15 protein-coding genes and 2 pseudogenes are annotated in these 15,128 nt (G+C 39.2%); 9 read left to right on the top strand and 8 right to left on the bottom strand.

From position 1 onward, the window contains the following. The first annotated feature begins 70 nt into the window (after positions 1-70). From I6F53_RS02270 to I6F53_RS02260, 3 genes are all read left to right on the top strand, one after another. Positions 71-730, top strand: coding sequence for a DsbA family oxidoreductase (locus tag I6F53_RS02270; protein WP_008134379.1), 660 nt, complete (start codon positions 71-73; stop codon positions 728-730). 523 nt (positions 731-1,253) lie between these two features. Further along, entirely contained in the window at positions 1,254-1,493 is a 240-nt protein-coding gene (locus I6F53_RS02265; protein WP_166420011.1) for a type II toxin-antitoxin system ParD family antitoxin, read from the top strand. After that, positions 1,493-1,786: a type II toxin-antitoxin system RelE/ParE family toxin gene (locus tag I6F53_RS02260; protein WP_165724952.1), complete on the top strand. Its 294-nt coding sequence runs from the start codon at positions 1,493-1,495 to the stop codon at positions 1,784-1,786. Before I6F53_RS02265 ends, I6F53_RS02260 begins: the two co-directional genes overlap by 1 nt. 209 nt (positions 1,787-1,995) lie before the next feature. Here the strand turns inward: I6F53_RS02260 and I6F53_RS20825 are convergent. Further along, positions 1,996-2,317 (bottom strand): annotated as a pseudogene (locus I6F53_RS20825) (hypothetical protein); the annotation flags it as partial. 96 nt (positions 2,318-2,413) lie between these two features. On the opposite strand from I6F53_RS20825, the pseudogene I6F53_RS02255 reads away from it, so the two are divergent. Together I6F53_RS02255 and I6F53_RS02250 are read left to right on the top strand one after the other, a co-directional pair. Beyond that, positions 2,414-3,447 (top strand): annotated as a pseudogene (locus I6F53_RS02255) (IS110 family transposase). Positions 3,448-4,146: 699 nt separating this feature from the next. Further along, positions 4,147-4,839 carry a hypothetical protein gene (locus I6F53_RS02250; protein ID WP_166421167.1) on the top strand — a complete coding sequence of 231 codons (693 nt, stop codon included), beginning with the start codon at positions 4,147-4,149 and terminating at the stop codon, positions 4,837-4,839. Between the two features lie 222 nt (positions 4,840-5,061). On the opposite strand, the gene I6F53_RS02245 is transcribed toward I6F53_RS02250, so the two are convergent. The 5 genes from I6F53_RS02245 to I6F53_RS02225 form a co-directional block, all read right to left on the bottom strand. Further along, entirely contained in the window at positions 5,062-5,340 is a 279-nt protein-coding gene (locus tag I6F53_RS02245) for a peptidylprolyl isomerase (protein WP_166421166.1), read from the bottom strand. Positions 5,341-5,442: 102 nt separating this feature from the next. Continuing rightward, positions 5,443-5,865, bottom strand: coding sequence for a thiol-disulfide oxidoreductase DCC family protein (locus tag I6F53_RS02240; protein WP_166421165.1), 423 nt, complete (start codon positions 5,863-5,865; stop codon positions 5,443-5,445). A 27-nt stretch (positions 5,866-5,892) separates the two neighbouring features. Further along, positions 5,893-6,420 carry a response regulator transcription factor gene (locus tag I6F53_RS02235; protein WP_166421164.1) on the bottom strand — a complete coding sequence of 176 codons (528 nt, stop codon included), beginning with the start codon at positions 6,418-6,420 and terminating at the stop codon, positions 5,893-5,895. Beyond that, entirely contained in the window at positions 6,417-7,658 is a 1,242-nt protein-coding gene (locus tag I6F53_RS02230) for a sensor histidine kinase (RefSeq protein ID WP_197238330.1), read from the bottom strand. Before I6F53_RS02230 ends, I6F53_RS02235 begins: the two co-directional genes overlap by 4 nt. Before the next feature lie 61 nt (positions 7,659-7,719). Beyond that, positions 7,720-8,124 carry a nuclear transport factor 2 family protein gene (locus I6F53_RS02225; RefSeq protein WP_008171412.1) on the bottom strand — a complete coding sequence of 135 codons (405 nt, stop codon included), beginning with the start codon at positions 8,122-8,124 and terminating at the stop codon, positions 7,720-7,722. A 329-nt stretch (positions 8,125-8,453) separates the two neighbouring features. On the opposite strand from I6F53_RS02225, the gene I6F53_RS02220 reads away from it, so the two are divergent. After that, complete coding sequence (locus tag I6F53_RS02220) at positions 8,454-9,533, top strand: ketoacyl-ACP synthase III (RefSeq protein WP_166421161.1); 1,080 nt, start codon at positions 8,454-8,456, stop codon at positions 9,531-9,533. A gap of 69 nt (positions 9,534-9,602) precedes the next feature. After that, on the top strand, positions 9,603-9,989 hold the full coding sequence (gloA2, locus tag I6F53_RS02215; protein WP_166421160.1) for an SMU1112c/YaeR family gloxylase I-like metalloprotein: 387 nt from the start codon (positions 9,603-9,605) through the stop codon (positions 9,987-9,989). A gap of 38 nt (positions 9,990-10,027) precedes the next feature. On the opposite strand, the gene I6F53_RS02210 is transcribed toward gloA2, so the two are convergent. Then, positions 10,028-11,392, bottom strand: coding sequence for a leucyl aminopeptidase family protein (locus tag I6F53_RS02210; RefSeq protein ID WP_024605692.1), 1,365 nt, complete (start codon positions 11,390-11,392; stop codon positions 10,028-10,030). Between the two features lie 87 nt (positions 11,393-11,479). Then, positions 11,480-11,902 carry a hypothetical protein gene (locus I6F53_RS02205; RefSeq protein ID WP_165741172.1) on the bottom strand — a complete coding sequence of 141 codons (423 nt, stop codon included), beginning with the start codon at positions 11,900-11,902 and terminating at the stop codon, positions 11,480-11,482. Positions 11,903-12,014: 112 nt separating this feature from the next. Here I6F53_RS02205 and I6F53_RS02200 point away from each other — a divergent pair, with 112 nt between their 5' ends. Further along, on the top strand, positions 12,015-12,185 hold the full coding sequence (locus I6F53_RS02200) for an oxidoreductase-like domain-containing protein (protein WP_166421158.1): 171 nt from the start codon (positions 12,015-12,017) through the stop codon (positions 12,183-12,185). Positions 12,186-12,495: 310 nt separating this feature from the next. Continuing rightward, entirely contained in the window at positions 12,496-15,078 is a 2,583-nt protein-coding gene (locus I6F53_RS02195) for a TonB-dependent receptor plug domain-containing protein (RefSeq protein ID WP_197238329.1), read from the top strand. The last annotated feature ends 50 nt before the right edge of the window (positions 15,079-15,128 follow it).

The following is a 15,128-nucleotide window of genomic DNA, read 5'->3' as shown; positions in this document are numbered from 1 at the left end:
TTGATAATGCATACTTCGTCCCAATATCCTTTTTTATACTTAGTTATAAGCAATCCTCAAAAGGATAAATATGAAAAACTTTAAAATTGATATCGTTTCAGACGTAATGTGCCCTTGGTGTGTAGTGGGTTATAAAAACCTAGAAACTGCACTAGAGCAACTTAAAGACGAAATGAGCGCAGATATTACATGGCATCCTTTTGAACTAAATCCAGATATGCCAATTGAAGGTCAAGACTTAAACGAACACTTAATGCAAAAGTACAACTTAAGTGAAGAGCAAGGCGACGAAAATCGTAAAAACATGTTCGAAGCAGGTCAACGTGCTGGATTTACCTTTAATTTTGATGGCAAACGCATCATGATCAACAGCTTTGATTTGCATCGTTTATTAATGTGGGCACGTGAAGAAGGTAAGCAAACCGAGTTAAAACTCGCCTTTTTTGAAGCGCATTTCACAGATTTAAAATACTTAAATCAAGAAGAAGCACTGCTCGACGTTGTTGAAAAAGTAGGTCTTGATAAAGAAACTGCGCGCGGTATTCTACATTCAGACAAATACGTACAAGACGTACGCCAAGAGCAAGACAACTTTAAACAAATGGGTATTACTTCAGTCCCTACATTTATCATAAACGATAAATATGCACTTACTGGCGGACAACCAAGCGACTCATTCATTCAAGCACTAAAACAAATTAGTGAAGAAGAAGCCAAGCAAGACGCTTAGCGAGTAAAATTGTTGTTTAACACTTCAAAAGGCTGCACATTGCAGCCTTTTCTATTGCGTATAGGCAAGCGAACAATAATTACCTTACTATAAACTTATTTGAGTGTCGACGCACATAAACAGCTAATTTATATAACAAGAAAAAGCAAGACAGGCACCTTAATTGAACAAACAAAGCTATCCCAATTAAGATGGGTGTCACGTTAATTTATTAACCTCGTCAGTCAGATCTAATATTTATCGGAGCGATACCAGCACTTCAGGGCCACGATAGCGCCTATGGCCTACATAATTCTCTGTGTACGCTTCATCAATATTGTTCGTGTGATGCAGTCCTCACTGCTGAAAAGCATTTGCTAATCCCACACTCCGCCAAAGGCGCAACTCTCGATACAGGTGGTTGGTTAAAATAAGCAACGCAGGAGCAAAAACCAAAACCAATTGTTATTTGTCCTTTTAAGTGACTTGTTATATTTTTTATACCATAATATATTATATCTAGGTACTTATGAGGTTTTATATTATGGCTAAAAATACAAGCGTAACATTAGGCGATCACTTCGATCAGTTTATAAACCAACAACTTAACACTGGTCGTTATGGCTCTGCAAGTGAAATTATTAGAGCTGGATTAAGAGCTTTGGAAGACCAAGAAGCTAAGTTATTAAATTTACGTAATATGCTAATCCAAGGTGAGCAAAGCGGTGTTGCCGAGTACAGCTATGAGAACCTATTAACTGAATTAGATAAAGATAACCATTAATGGATAAGTTTGTATTATCTTCGAAAGCAAAAACAGACTTAATAAAAATAGCTAAATATACTCAAATAACGTGGGGACTTTCCCAGCGAAATGATTACCTTAAAGTATTAGATAATACGTTTCATTTATTATCGATTGATCCCGAGCTAGGCATTAACTGTGATTACATTAGAGAAGGCTATAGTAAATATCCGCAAGCTAGCCATGTAATTTATTACAAAGAATATAAGAACAACCAGATATTTATAGTGCGGATATTGCATAAAAGCATGGATGTTAACTCCGCACTCTAAGAAAAATATAACGAGCCTGTAGATTAACTCGTTTTTTAATTTGTTTTTATTGATAAACAAACCATAGCTGAGTTCCTATTTTGGTTCAATCGATTACTGTATTTTTACGCAGCATATAAAGAAGTGTTTGGTGTTGTTTAAATTGGCGTTTTGGAAGTGGTTACGAGTGGTTGAGTGGCTTTTATTTAGGTTAAAAGGGCTTACCCTTCTTAATGCATCGTGTTTTGCAGTTTTTCTATATTATGAACAAGACAATACAGTTGCCGCAGCGTGAAGTAAGGCATTCACTTTCGTTTGACCCCGTAAGGTCAATTTATTCATCCCTTTATTCACTGTAATGTTCCGCTTTTTATTTGAAGGAAAGCCGGTTCAATACAGCCTAGTCGTTTGCCATTCTTTAATAAACAGCTATCGTCGCCCCATTGGGCTATCTACTTTTACTTTCATTTTGTCTACATAGCTCAGCTTTTTGCGTGATTCATTATTTATAATAATGTACTCTTCATGATGTTTTTGTTGGCTTTTTCGCAAAAATTTAGGATGGGTGATGAGATGGACGCTCCCCAAAACGGCGTCAATGCGCCAAACTGGTAATTGAACTCACTCAGTTAAAAGGGAACGTCCTTCATGAAAATTAGCACATTATCAATTGATTTGGCAAAAAATGTATTCCAAGTCGCTGGCTTTAATTCTAACCATAAAAGAGAATGCAATAAACGCTTAAACAGAGCTAAACTCAACGCCTTCTTAGCTAATACCCCTCCGTGCCGCGTGGTGATGGAAGCCTGTTATTCTTCCCACTACTGGGGAAGAGTATTTTCGTCTTACGGTCATACCGTTGACCTTATTCCTGCACAACACGTTACCCCCTTTGTTCGCGGTAATAAAAACGACAGTAACGATGCACTTGCTATCTATGAAGCAAGCTTACGCCCTCATATTAAATTCGTTCCTATTAAAACCGAAGCTCAGCAAGAAATACTCATGCTCCATAAGATACGTGAGCGACTTCTGCAAAACAGGATTGCTGCAACCAACCAGTTACGCGGTTTATTGGTCGATTTTGGGTATGTATTTCCTGTCGGTATTAAGGCGTTTGAGCAAGGGATAATTGCCTTAGAAAGTGATTCTGAGCTTCGCCCTCAGCTGCGCATAATGGTGAGTGATATTTACACCGAATACAAAACCCTTGTTAAACGCATTAAAGCTATTGAAGCGATGCTTACTGCACACGTTGAACGGGATACAAACGCTAAAATACTTCACTCTATCCCTGGCGTGGGTGTACTCAATGCCTCAGCCTATGCAGCATCAATCGGGAACGGTCAGGCATTTAAGAGCGCAAAAGAACTCGGTGTGTGGCTAGGATTAACACCTAAACAATACGCATCAGGCGATAAAAGTAAAATGTCTGGTATTACTAAACGCGGCAACAGTTACCTACGAAAACAACTTATTCACGGTGCTCGCGCCCTTATCGCCAGAAGCCACCATAAAACAGATGCGCTAAGCCAGTGGATAAACCAGTTCGCGAGAAAAAACACTTTAATTGTGTGGTAGTCGCCACCGCACACAGATTGGCGCGACTGATGTGGATATTGCTGACCAAGCAAACTCTCTACTCACCTCAGTTTGTGCAGAATACACAAAAGGATGCTTAATTATGCGTATTTTACACACCAATCACACCCGAGTTTACGACTTAAGACAGCCCGTCGAAGACATAGGTTTTAAAACCTGAGTGGGTGTTTGGGCACTTAAGTCGTAACATACGCTTATCCTGTATGTACTTCACTTATAATGAAACAAAAAGCGCACGCTAACCAAGGTTAACCAGATAAAGACACGAGATTAAATCTCGTTTGGGTGAATATTTTTTAGGTCCCTTGGTACGAAGCTCATTAGGAGCATGGCGCATGACAATCATGACACCATAGCTCGAATATATGTCAGTACCTTTGCTTTTCAGCAAGCTTGTGACGCATCATGACTGTGAAATGGGATACATGATAATAAAATAAAGGCATCAATTTTGATGTTTATACATTAGCTCGTCTTGACTTCAAGGGAGCGTCCATATATGTCTTGTTAATTTTTTGGTTGATGCGCTCTCTGAGTATGCTTATTCGAATTTGGAATTTAGAATTTAGAGTAAACTTAGAAGGTTGGAGCGATTATAACAAACAACTGCGTGAAGTTTACGATAGCTTTTTTACGTCTGTTTTAGAGCATTAAGAGACACCACCCCAAATTCCAGGCTTGTTAAATTATCTTCTTTAGTTTAAATTTAAGCCATTAGTTACAGCACTTAGGATTAAGTGTAATGTGTAAAATAAATACTATATACAAGGATTGAAATCATGGTAGAAATTAATAGAAACAATCAAATTTCAACTTACCCACAATCAAGTCGAACTGAACAACAAGCGCTTGTTAAATCTCTCAAAACAGTAACGCCTGAGCGATCTCAACCACCTAGCCAAGAAAAAATATCGCTTAATATTGATAAAGGGATCTCTGCTGAATTATCGAGGTATATTGATGAATATGCATTGGAGAATTCGTTAAAAATGGATGAAGAAATGGCGACAATCCAGTCTTCACTCAATACTAGCTTAGAAGAGTTTGCAGCTTTTAAGAACATGCAAACAGCTCAAAATCCAGAGTTAGATTTAAGCAAACTCGATTTATCTTTGGATAAAGAGGGTAATTTGAAACTCATAGACTCGAATTTATCTGACTTTAAGTTGTCAGAACTAGAAGAAGAAATTGCGAAAAATGATAAGCTGGTAGACGCTTTTTCTCAAGTACATACAAGTACTGTCGAAGCGATTAAGCTTAGGAGTTCTTCATTTGAAGATCTTCAACCCGATCACTTTAATGGTTCATTTATGCTTAATGAGTTAACGGAGCGCTATAGTAATCAATTCCCCCCAGAGACATATGCTATTGGTCGAGACTATAATACAATGGAAAAAAGGCTAAATGATACTGACCCGATTACTTTCGGGGGCTTTTACTTGGATTCACTGAGCATTGACTTTAGAGCTTGATTGTACTGGTTCTATATGACTTTTGCGTAATTAGGGTTAAATTGAAATTACTGTTCTCATTCTATAGCTTTAAATATGTGTGTTAATTAAGAGTTATGAATAAATAAACAAAAATAGCACCCACTCTAATTATTCTCAATTCGTCAAAGTATAAAATTTAGAATGGGTGATGAAATTGATGCTCCCCAATACGGCGTCAATTTGCCAAACTGCTTAAGTAAACTAAGTACGATAAAGTACTTTAATTACATGCCAGCCGAATTTTGTTTTAACTAGGTGGGGCTCTAAAATTGCACCTTTAAATGCAATTTTATCAAACTGTGGGACCATTTGCCCGCGTCCAAATTCACCTAAGTCTCCGCCTTTTTTGCCCGACGGGCATGACGAATACTTTTTAGCTAAGGTTTGAAACTTTGCACCTTTACTTAATTGCTTAATAATATCTTCTGCAATTTCTTTGTGCTTAACCAAAATGTGAAGTGCATGTGCTGTGTTTGCCATGAAAAAAGCCTTTTATACCGTTAGCTAAAATTAAACGCGGCGATTTTAACACAACCTCATAAACCTAGCATCTACTTATACTGCAGTGTATTAACCACTAATTTATAAATAATGTTTAGCATCATCTGGGTTGGGAATTCTGCAGTACTGATATTTTCCAAATAAGGTATAGCGGTTTAAAGCAACCCTATCGTATAACCAATTATTAAACCTATTTGGGAAAACACTAAATACGTTTGCTAGTTTATATGGGTAACCTAGCTGCTTAACAACGTTAAAAAAAGCATGGCTTTGAGTATGCACTTTGCCATTTTCAACAAGTACCATTGAAGCGTACTCAATTGTTGAAAAACCAAAGTATGTTAACAACCGCTCTCCTTTTGGAGATTGCACGCTGCATAATTTAAAAATAGTATTAGTGTCGTGAGCAATAATAAAATTACACCACGCGCTGCAAAGCTTACATTGCGCATCAAATAATATAATTTTTTGATTAAGCATTATTGTAGCTGCATCATTACTCATAACACCTTCCTTAAATTAAGTACTAAACTACTGCTGCACCGGCTTTTTTTGTAACTTGCGCTGTAACGTGCGCCTGTGCATATTAAGTTGCCTTGCGGTAACCGACACATTGCCATTATTACTGTGCAATACTTGTTGAATATGCTCCCACTCTAAGCGCTCTGGCGACATAACTGCATCATCAATAACATTCGATGCCGATGCCACAGGCTCGGTGTTAAGCGCTTTTAATAATGTTGCCATATCAACCGGCTTAGTAAGGTAGTCGTTTGCGCCTAAGCGCATTGCCTCTACTGCGGTTGCTATACTTGCAAATCCGGTTAGTAAAACAATATGTGCTTGGGGGAGCAAACTACGCAGCGGCTTTATGAGTGCAAGTCCGTTATCGTCGCCTAGTTTCATGTCCAATAAAACAAAGTCAGGTAATAATTTGCGCGCAACAAGTAACGCATCACTTTGGTTATGTGCCACTTCGCAGGTAAAGCCCTGTTTAGTTAAGCGCCTTGCCAGTGTGCTGGCTAAATTAATGTCGTCTTCAATTATAAGTAACTTCATGAGGCTGTTTTCTCGGTGTTTACAATAGCAAGTTTCACTTTGGCAACAGCGCCGCCATCTGCATGGTTAAACAAGGTAAGTGAGCCATTTAAACGCTCAAAAGTAACGTTTGATAAAAGCACAGCAAGCCCCATTCCTTGATCGCTTGGCATAAGTTGCCCGCCCAGCTCTGCTAACTGCGATGATGAAAAGCCACGGCCAAAATCACGAATTAACAAGTAAACGCATTCGCTATGTAAGTTATCTTGCTGCCAACTCAACTCTAATTGAGTTTGACCTTGCTTTTGATTGGCGAGCGCGGCGTTTTGCAATAAATTTAAAATAGCAGGCAATAACATCGCATCACTCAATAGCGTTGCTGCAATTGGTGGCGTAATCCATTTAATGTGCTGATCCGGGTATTGCAGTAAAAGTGTATCTGTAATTTGTGTTTGCAGCTGCTTTACCGTTGTATGCTCTTGCGAATTTTTAAGGCGTAATTGCTCTGAGAGTTTTCTAAAGCTGTTAAGTTGCGTACTGCACTGAGTAAGCGGTGCTTGCATGTGCTTAACAATAGGGTTGTTTGGTTGATCTTCTAATAACTCTTCAAAAAGTAACTGTAAATTTGCAATTGGAGTCGCTAGTTGATGGGTTATTTGTGCAGCAGCGCCATCTAAGGTAACAAGCTGTTCGTTACGTAATTGTTTTTCACGCACGTTTGCAATAATACGCTCTCGCTCTTTAAGCGCCCTGTTCATTGCGCCAATAACAAGTGCGATTACGCTGGCACTTAAAACAAAATTGACCCACATGCCAATAAAGTGACCACTCATATTCATTTGATGCATACTGTGTTCGGGCATCTTAATCAGTAGCAAACTGTATGCGGCAATGGCTAATACTGCAATATAAGCTAATCCTTTTTCTCGCAGCGTAACAGCAGCGATCATTATTGGGAGCAATAACAGTGATACAAATGCATTGGTTGCACCACCGCTTAGAGAGAGCAAAACCGTTAAAAATAATACATCAGCGGTTAACTGCATCAACATACCCAAAGGTTTAGCGCGGCTTACATTACGATAGGCAAACAGGCTAATAAGCTGAAACACAGCCTCAACGGCAATAACAATCAGTAAAGGCAGTAATGCAATTTGATGTTCTAGTAAAAAATAAACGCTAAGCACCGCGATTAATTGCACCGCAATAGCGCCGCTTCGCAGCATTAATAGTCGACTAATGGTGGGGTCGGTACGCATTAACAAGAGGTAATTGCCCAATCAAATGTTTAATAAGGTTATTTTAACGGTTATATTGTTTTTAATCATCATCCATCGAAATTGAAAACGGAGCACAAGGCGTTCCTTGGTGAAACACCATTTGCCATTGCTCACCTTGCTTACGCCAAAGCGACATACGCAATGAATAATTAAATTCACTGCGAGCAGAGCGCCTATAAGCTGCTTGATAACTAAGTTGCACTACATCATCGCTCAGCATTCGGCCCTTAAAATGCTGATTATAAAACTGTGGCACAACCTCGGTAGGTAAGCGGGTAAGTACTTGGTATTTATTAAATGTAGTGCCGTTGGCAGCAATTTCGATAAATTCATCATCGAGTAAAGCATCTAATGCGCGCTCAGATTGGCGAACTTCTGGGTCTAGTAACTGGCGCTCAGCGTCAATCAAATGATTAAACAACGACACTTTTATTTTGCTGCTCATAACCTTCCCTATTGTTTATAAATCGACTCTGTTTTTATAACTCATGACGCTCTAAAATACGGTAGCATTTCGACAATAATTTATTGAATTAATACTATCTGCTTGCATACCAACACTCAAGCCACTAATTTTTATTATAAGGAGAGCGATCAGCCTGAACACTAAGATTATACTTAGGCTTGCTCTTTTTTAAATCAACTTATATATAATTCTCTTTTAATTATCAGTAATTACACGCCAAAACACCTCATAAACTAGTCTTGAAAGCCATTTTTTGATATAACGTCTTCATAAGTAATACATGTCAGACCACCTTAAGAGAGCATACTATGCCTTACGCACATATCACTGGTTGGGGTAAATGCATTCCACCAGCAAGCATTAGCAACGATGAGATTAGTGAAATAGTTGATACTACCGACGAGTGGATAACCACGCGTACTGGCATTAAATCTCGCCGAGTGAGCCATGTAAGTACCGCCGAGCTGGCAACCGTTGCAGCTAAGCATGCTATTGCGTGCGCAGGCGTTGACCCTAAAGATATTGATTTAGTTATATTAGCCACTTGTACACCTTCTACTGTTGTGGCAAATACCGCCTCACAAGTGCAAAAAAATATTGGTGCAACCGGCGCTGCCGCAATGGATACAAACGCGGCATGTTCTGGCTTTTTATATGCATTGCAAGCCGCTACAGCACAAATTCAAGCGGGTATGATCAAAAAAGCAGTAGTAATAGCTGCAGAGCGCATGACGTGGTACGTAAACTGGTCACGTCGCGATAGCGCTGTTTTATTTGGCGATGGTTCAGGTGCAGTCGTACTTGAAGCTGCAGAAACACCAGCTGGTTTACTGGCAACCAAAACAGGTTGTGACAGTGAAGACCGCGATATTTTACACATCACTAACTTTGGTAGTGATTTAAATAAGTATGAGCCAATTGGCCCATCTGATTTATTATTTGAAGGTCGTGAAATATTTAAACGTGCTGTTAAAGGTATGAGTGAAGCGTGTGACGATGTACTTAAACAAGCCGATTTGAGCCTTGATGACATTAATGTACTCGTTCCACACCAAGCTAACTTACGCATTATTCAGGCTATTCAGCATCGTTTAAAAGTACCTGACGAAAAAGTAATGGTTAACATTGGTGAGTATGGTAATACCTCTGCTGCGACTATTGCTATTGCGTTATGTGAAGCGGTTGAGCAAGGGTTAATTAAACCGCATTCAAACATTATGTCTGCTGCATTTGGTGCAGGCCTTACGTGGGCTGCAAGTTACATAAAATGGGGCGAACGTGTAACGCCTATTAGTGTAAGCGATGCCGCTTTACCGCCATGTGATAAAACAGGCTTAGAACTTGTAGCACCGGCCGTTAAAGCATGTAAAGAAGCTGAGCCAAGCTAAAAACACATGTAATAAGCTATACATAAAACGCACTTTATAAGTGCGTTTTTGCTTTTTAAGGAATTAAATTTGAAACTTTTAGGTATTCATCACGCTGCTATTATTTGCAGTGACTACGTACGCTCTAAACACTTCTATAGCAACGTACTTAAACTTAACGTTATTAATGAGCACTTTAGAGCAGAGCGTAATTCATATAAATTAGATTTAGCCATGCCCGATGGCAGTCAAATAGAGCTATTTTCGTTTGATGGCGCACCTGTAAGACCAAGCTATCCAGAAGCACAAGGCCTAAGACATTTAGCTTTTAAGGTAGCTGATGTACAGATTGCAAAAACGTATTTAGAATCGTGCGAAGTAAACGTTGAGGATATTAGAGTGGATGAAATAACCGGCAAAAAGTTTACCTTTTTTGCCGATCCAGACAATTTACCACTTGAGCTATACGAGGTTTAAAGTTCATAAGCTCAAGTTCTTACTATTGACTAAAAAACTTACTTATTAAAACGATTTTGTAAGTAGTTAAATACAGCACGAATACCTAATGCTTCACCACCCGTTGGACGACCTGGTAATGCACGTAAGTTCCACGCCATTACATCAAAGTGTACCCACGGTGTTGTTGGCTCAACAAATTCTTTTAAGTAAAGCGCCGCAGTAATAGCACCACCAAACGGTGTACTTGCGCAATTTGCCATATCGGCTACATCACTTTTTAGTAAGTTTTTGTATTGCTCAAACAACGGAAGTTGCCAAACAGGGTCATGTACGCTTAAACCTGCATCAATAATACCATTTGCTACATCGCGCTCTGTTGAGAAAAAGCCCGGAAGCTCCGTGCCTAAGGCAACACGACATGCCCCCGTAAGGGTAGCAAAATCAATAATTAGCTCAGGGTTATCATTCTGTGCTTCGCTTAATGCATCACACAATACTAAGCGCCCTTCTGCGTCTGTATTATCAATTTCGACCATAATGCCTTTGCGTGTTTTAACAACATCGCCTGGACGAAACGCGTTACGCGATACCGCATTTTCAACAGCGGGTACAAGCACTCGTAATCTAATTGGTAAGTTAGCTGCCATAATAAGCTGTGCTAGAGCAATAACATGCGCGGCACCGCCCATGTCCTTTTTCATGTTACGCATGCCAGAGCTTGGTTTTAAATCAAGTCCACCTGAGTCAAAACATACGCCCTTACCTACTAGTGTAATTAATGGAGCATCTGTTGCACCCCATTTTAAATCGAGTAAACGCGGTTTATTTTCGCTTGCACGACCCACCATGTGAATAGTCGGGTAGTTTTGCTCTAGTAACTCATCGCCAATCCACTGTGAAAATTCGCCATTGTAAGTTGCAGCTAAATCTTCCATTACTTGCGATAAATGTTGCGGCATCATATCTACCGCTGGCGTATTAACTAAATCACGTGCAAGTGTAATAGCATCAGCTTGTTGGCTAATACGCTCAAACAACGCTTTATCGCTAATGGCTAATTGCGCTTTTGCTGTTGGTTTTTCTTTATATTCACTAAATTCGTAACCACCAAGCACAAACCCTAAAGCAACTTGCTCTACAAAAGCGCTCTCACCTTGAATTTGATAAGTACCAGTAGGAAGTGTATTTGCTAAATTACCCGCAGCCCAAAAATCATCGCTACTTTGCATTAAACAAAATACCTGGCTTAACTCGCCCGTTTTAGCATCAGGGATTAAAGCAACACCTTGCTTTTCGAAACCTGTATTAGTTAACCAATTTTGTATAAATGCAGGCTGCTGTGCTTGCCAGTCAGATAATTCGTTTTTAAGAATAAAAGATAAAGGAATACCAGAAGATGTATGACGTAGTAATGCACTCATTAAAAAGCTCATATAATATAAAAATGGTACTTAAGAGCATATCAATAAGCGCACCTAAAAGGTATCGCTAATTTGAAGGGATTTTAGCTACTTTTTTAAGCTATTTTTGGATTCTTGCTTTTGATTTTCTTGATCTATTTTAGCATCAAGTTCTTTAATAGATTTGTTCATATTAAACGAACTTGGCAGTACATCAACTCCCACTAAACTCCCTAATTTAACAACTAAAGGAATTGTAAGCGGGGCAAAAGGTAATACTGCAAACACACCGAGCCCTAACCCTTTTAAAATATCAACAAACTGTTCATTGGCGCGTTTTAACTCCTCTTTACTTGTTTGGCCTTGAGTGTAGCGCCTATAAATAGAGAGCATTTCTTTGGTTTCTTGCCTTTCTTGAGCAAGTGCAATTTTAAGCGCCACCATAGCACGACGAAAACGCAGCTGTTGGCGTTTCTTACTAATTTTAACTACCCGCCAAGGTGCACGGTGAATAACTTTATATAATCGCATAACTTTTATTTTCACACAGCAACACAGGTTCACAAAGAATAATTTACTTACAACATCCTTTAACTTATCCTTTGCACCAAATTAGTATTAAATACATACAACAACACTGAATATGACAAACCAATTACCGCAAAAACCTGAAAAACCAAAATCTGATGAATGCTGCGGTGGAGGCAGTTGCTGCCCCTGCGTGTGGGATGAATACAAAGAAAAATTAGCAGCTTGGCGATGCGAACAAAACATTGAAACCTCCACAAAAAAGAAACAAATAAATAACATTTAAACACTTCCAGCGCATTAACACTCCCCTAAAAAGCCCTATTTGCACCTATTTAGTTCATTTTGCCTTTACTTTGCACCACTGTTGCATTTTTTCTTAAATTGAATCCTTTTGTTATCAAATAGTTAATTAGTAATTGCCCTTCCTGTTTTTTATCTATAGTCTGTAGATAGGACTTCACAAAAAGTAAGCTTAATTGATTAGGCTTTTGAGCTAAAACCTCAAACTTATGTGAAACAAAAAATTAAGTAAAAAATAAATGATGTGAAATTAGCATCAAAGATAAGAATTATTCTAACTGGGGAAAATTAGAATGAAATTAAAAAGTAATGCGCTAAACCAAGCAATTAAATTTGCTTTAGCTACAACCACTGCAGGGTTGTTTATTTCAGGTTCTGCTATTGCAGCAGACGAGCAACAACAAACTAAAGTAAATAAAAACGTAGAGAAAATTGCCGTAGTAGGTACGCGCTCTGCTCCACGTTCAATTGGTGACTCACCCGTGCCAATCGATATTATTGGCGGCGAAGAATTAGAAAGATCAGGCAATACCGACATGCTTGAGCTTTTAAAAGGTGCTGTGCCATCTTTTAACGTACATCAAAATCCTATTAGCGATGCGGCCTCTCTTGTTCGCCCAGCTAACTTACGTGGTTTACCATCAGACAGCACATTGGTTCTTTTAAACGGCAAACGTCGTCATCGTGCTTCTGTAATTGCATTTTTAGGCGGTGGTATTAACGATGGCGCACAAGGCGCAGATATTTCAGTTATTCCAAGCATTGCTATTAAACAAGTAGAAGTACTTCGTGATGGTGCAGCTGCACAGTATGGTTCTGATGCAATTGCGGGTGTAATGAACTTCCAACTAAAAGACGCTTCTGAAGGTGGTAAATTAGAAATCCGCCATGGTCAATTTTATGAAGGTGATGGCGATACAACACAAGTGTCGGGTAACGTGGGTTTACCGTTTACCGACAATGGCTTTGCTAATTTAAGCTTTCAATATAAAACAGCTGATGCAACAAGCCGATCAGTTCAACGTGCCGATGCTGCTGCACTTTCAGCAGCCGGTGTTCCTGATGTATCTTCTCTTGCACAAGTATGGGGCGCACCAGAAGTAAACGACGATATTACAATTTTTGGTAATGTAGGTTTAGAGCTAACGAACGATTCTGAATTTTACATGTTTGGTAACTACTCTGAACGCGATGTACGCGGCGGCTTTTACTACCGTAACCCGCAAACACGTTCTGGCGTTTACTCAAACGATGGTGGTGAAACACTACTCGTTGCCGACACAACACCTGATATGAGTGCTAACTGTCCTACTATTGCAATAACAGATGGCAACGTACTAGATGATCCTGCTTATATAAATGGTGTAGCAAACAACCCAGATTGTTTTGCCTTTAATGAGATGCTTCCAGGTGGTTTTACACCTAACTTTGGCGGCAACATTACTGATACTTCTTTAACTATTGGTACTAAAGGTCGATTCACTGGTGGTTTCTTAAAAGATACATACTATGACTTAAGTGGTACTGTGGGTTTAAATGAATCACGTTACTTTATTTACGATACGGTTAATGCCTCTTTAGGTGCAGATACACCACGTGATTTCAGCCCAGGTAAATATGAGCAACTAGAGAAAAACTTTAACTTTGATTTATCAAAGGGTGTCAACTTTGGTTTAGCTTATGATGTAAACATTGCCGGTGGTTTTGAATGGCATGAAGAAACATTCACTATCATCTCTGGTGATGAAGCATCTTACACAGCTGGCCCTTTAACAGCACAAGGTTTTGGTATTGGCTCTAACGGCTTCCCAGGTTTTAAACCATCACAAGCTGGTGAGTTTTCTCGTCGTAACTATGCAGCATATGTTGATGTTGAAGCACCATTTACTGAAGACTTCTTAATGGGCTTAGCGCTTCGCTTTGAAGACTACGACAGCTTTGGTACAACAACAAACTATAAAGTAATGGCTCAATACCATTTAACTGAAGATTTAAATATTCGTGGTTCTGTAAGTAGCGGTTTCCGTGCACCTACAGTTGGCCAAGCTAACGTAAGTAATGTACAAACAAATTTAGATGGCGGCGTATTACAAGATTCAGCGCTTCTTCCACCAACAAACCCAATCGCAGTGCAATTAGGTGGTACAGAGCTTGAGCCGGAAGAATCACAAAGCTATACACTTGGTGCTGTATACACAATCGGCGAGTTATTTTTAACGCTTGATTACTACAACATTCAAGTAGATGACCGTATTAGCCAATCAGATAAAATCAACTTAAGCCAAGCAGATAAAGATACGCTTACAGCGGCTGGCGTGCCTAATGTACAAGGTCTTGCTCAAGTAAGCTTTTTTACAAATGACTTTGATACAACAACTCAAGGTATCGATTTAGTTGCAAACTATACTGCTGAACTAATGGGCGGTAGCTCTACATTTAGCCTTGCTTATAACTGGAATGATACTGAAGTAACTCAATTTAGTGAGATTACAGGTGCGTTTAAAGTTAAACGTCTAGAAGAAGATTTACCCAATCATCGTGCAACTTTCACATTGTCTCAACAATGGGAATCAGTTTCTGCATTTGCTCGTGCAAACTACTACGGCGAATACCAAGGTGTTCACGTTGATTATGATGCAACAGCTAAAACAGCAGATGCTGCAGTGACTATTGATGCTGAAGTAACTTACTTCTTAAATGAATCAGTTAGCTTCTCTGTAGGCGCTCAAAACTTGTTTGACCAAGATGCTGAAAAACTTGATTTTGCAGATGCAACGGGTATCCCTAATAACAACTGGGGTGGTCAGTTCTACGAAACATCTCCGTTTGGTATTAACGGTGGCTTTTACTACGCTAAAGCAACGTATACTTTTTAAACTATTTTCATGAAGAACCAAAGGCGAAATGTTAAAGACATTTCGCCTTT

Origin of the sequence: Pseudoalteromonas sp. SWN29 (assembly GCF_015864465.1) — a bacterium.
Classification (GTDB): Bacteria; Pseudomonadota; Gammaproteobacteria; order Enterobacterales; family Alteromonadaceae; genus Pseudoalteromonas.
This window is presented reverse-complemented; position numbering and strand designations above follow the sequence as displayed.

What these genes read in the sequence shown, in the direction of transcription:
- I6F53_RS02270 (WP_008134379.1), top strand. Translation starts at nt 71, where the DNA reads ATGAAAAACTTTAAAATTGATATCGTTTCAGACGTAATGTGCCCTTGG.
- I6F53_RS02265 (WP_166420011.1), top strand. Translation starts at nt 1,254, where the DNA reads ATGGCTAAAAATACAAGCGTAACATTAGGCGATCACTTCGATCAGTTT.
- I6F53_RS02260 (WP_165724952.1), top strand. Translation starts at nt 1,493, where the DNA reads ATGGATAAGTTTGTATTATCTTCGAAAGCAAAAACAGACTTAATAAAA.
- I6F53_RS02250 (WP_166421167.1), top strand. Translation starts at nt 4,147, where the DNA reads ATGGTAGAAATTAATAGAAACAATCAAATTTCAACTTACCCACAATCA.
- I6F53_RS02245 (WP_166421166.1), bottom strand. Translation starts at nt 5,340, where the DNA reads ATGGCAAACACAGCACATGCACTTCACATTTTGGTTAAGCACAAAGAA.
- I6F53_RS02240 (WP_166421165.1), bottom strand. Translation starts at nt 5,865, where the DNA reads ATGAGTAATGATGCAGCTACAATAATGCTTAATCAAAAAATTATATTA.
- I6F53_RS02235 (WP_166421164.1), bottom strand. Translation starts at nt 6,420, where the DNA reads ATGAAGTTACTTATAATTGAAGACGACATTAATTTAGCCAGCACACTG.
- I6F53_RS02230 (WP_197238330.1), bottom strand. Translation starts at nt 7,658, where the DNA reads ATGCGTACCGACCCCACCATTAGTCGACTATTAATGCTGCGAAGCGGC.
- I6F53_RS02225 (WP_008171412.1), bottom strand. Translation starts at nt 8,124, where the DNA reads ATGAGCAGCAAAATAAAAGTGTCGTTGTTTAATCATTTGATTGACGCT.
- I6F53_RS02220 (WP_166421161.1), top strand. Translation starts at nt 8,454, where the DNA reads ATGCCTTACGCACATATCACTGGTTGGGGTAAATGCATTCCACCAGCA.
- I6F53_RS02210 (WP_024605692.1), bottom strand. Translation starts at nt 11,392, where the DNA reads ATGAGTGCATTACTACGTCATACATCTTCTGGTATTCCTTTATCTTTT.
- I6F53_RS02205 (WP_165741172.1), bottom strand. Translation starts at nt 11,902, where the DNA reads ATGCGATTATATAAAGTTATTCACCGTGCACCTTGGCGGGTAGTTAAA.
- I6F53_RS02200 (WP_166421158.1), top strand. Translation starts at nt 12,015, where the DNA reads ATGACAAACCAATTACCGCAAAAACCTGAAAAACCAAAATCTGATGAA.
- I6F53_RS02195 (WP_197238329.1), top strand. Translation starts at nt 12,496, where the DNA reads ATGAAATTAAAAAGTAATGCGCTAAACCAAGCAATTAAATTTGCTTTA.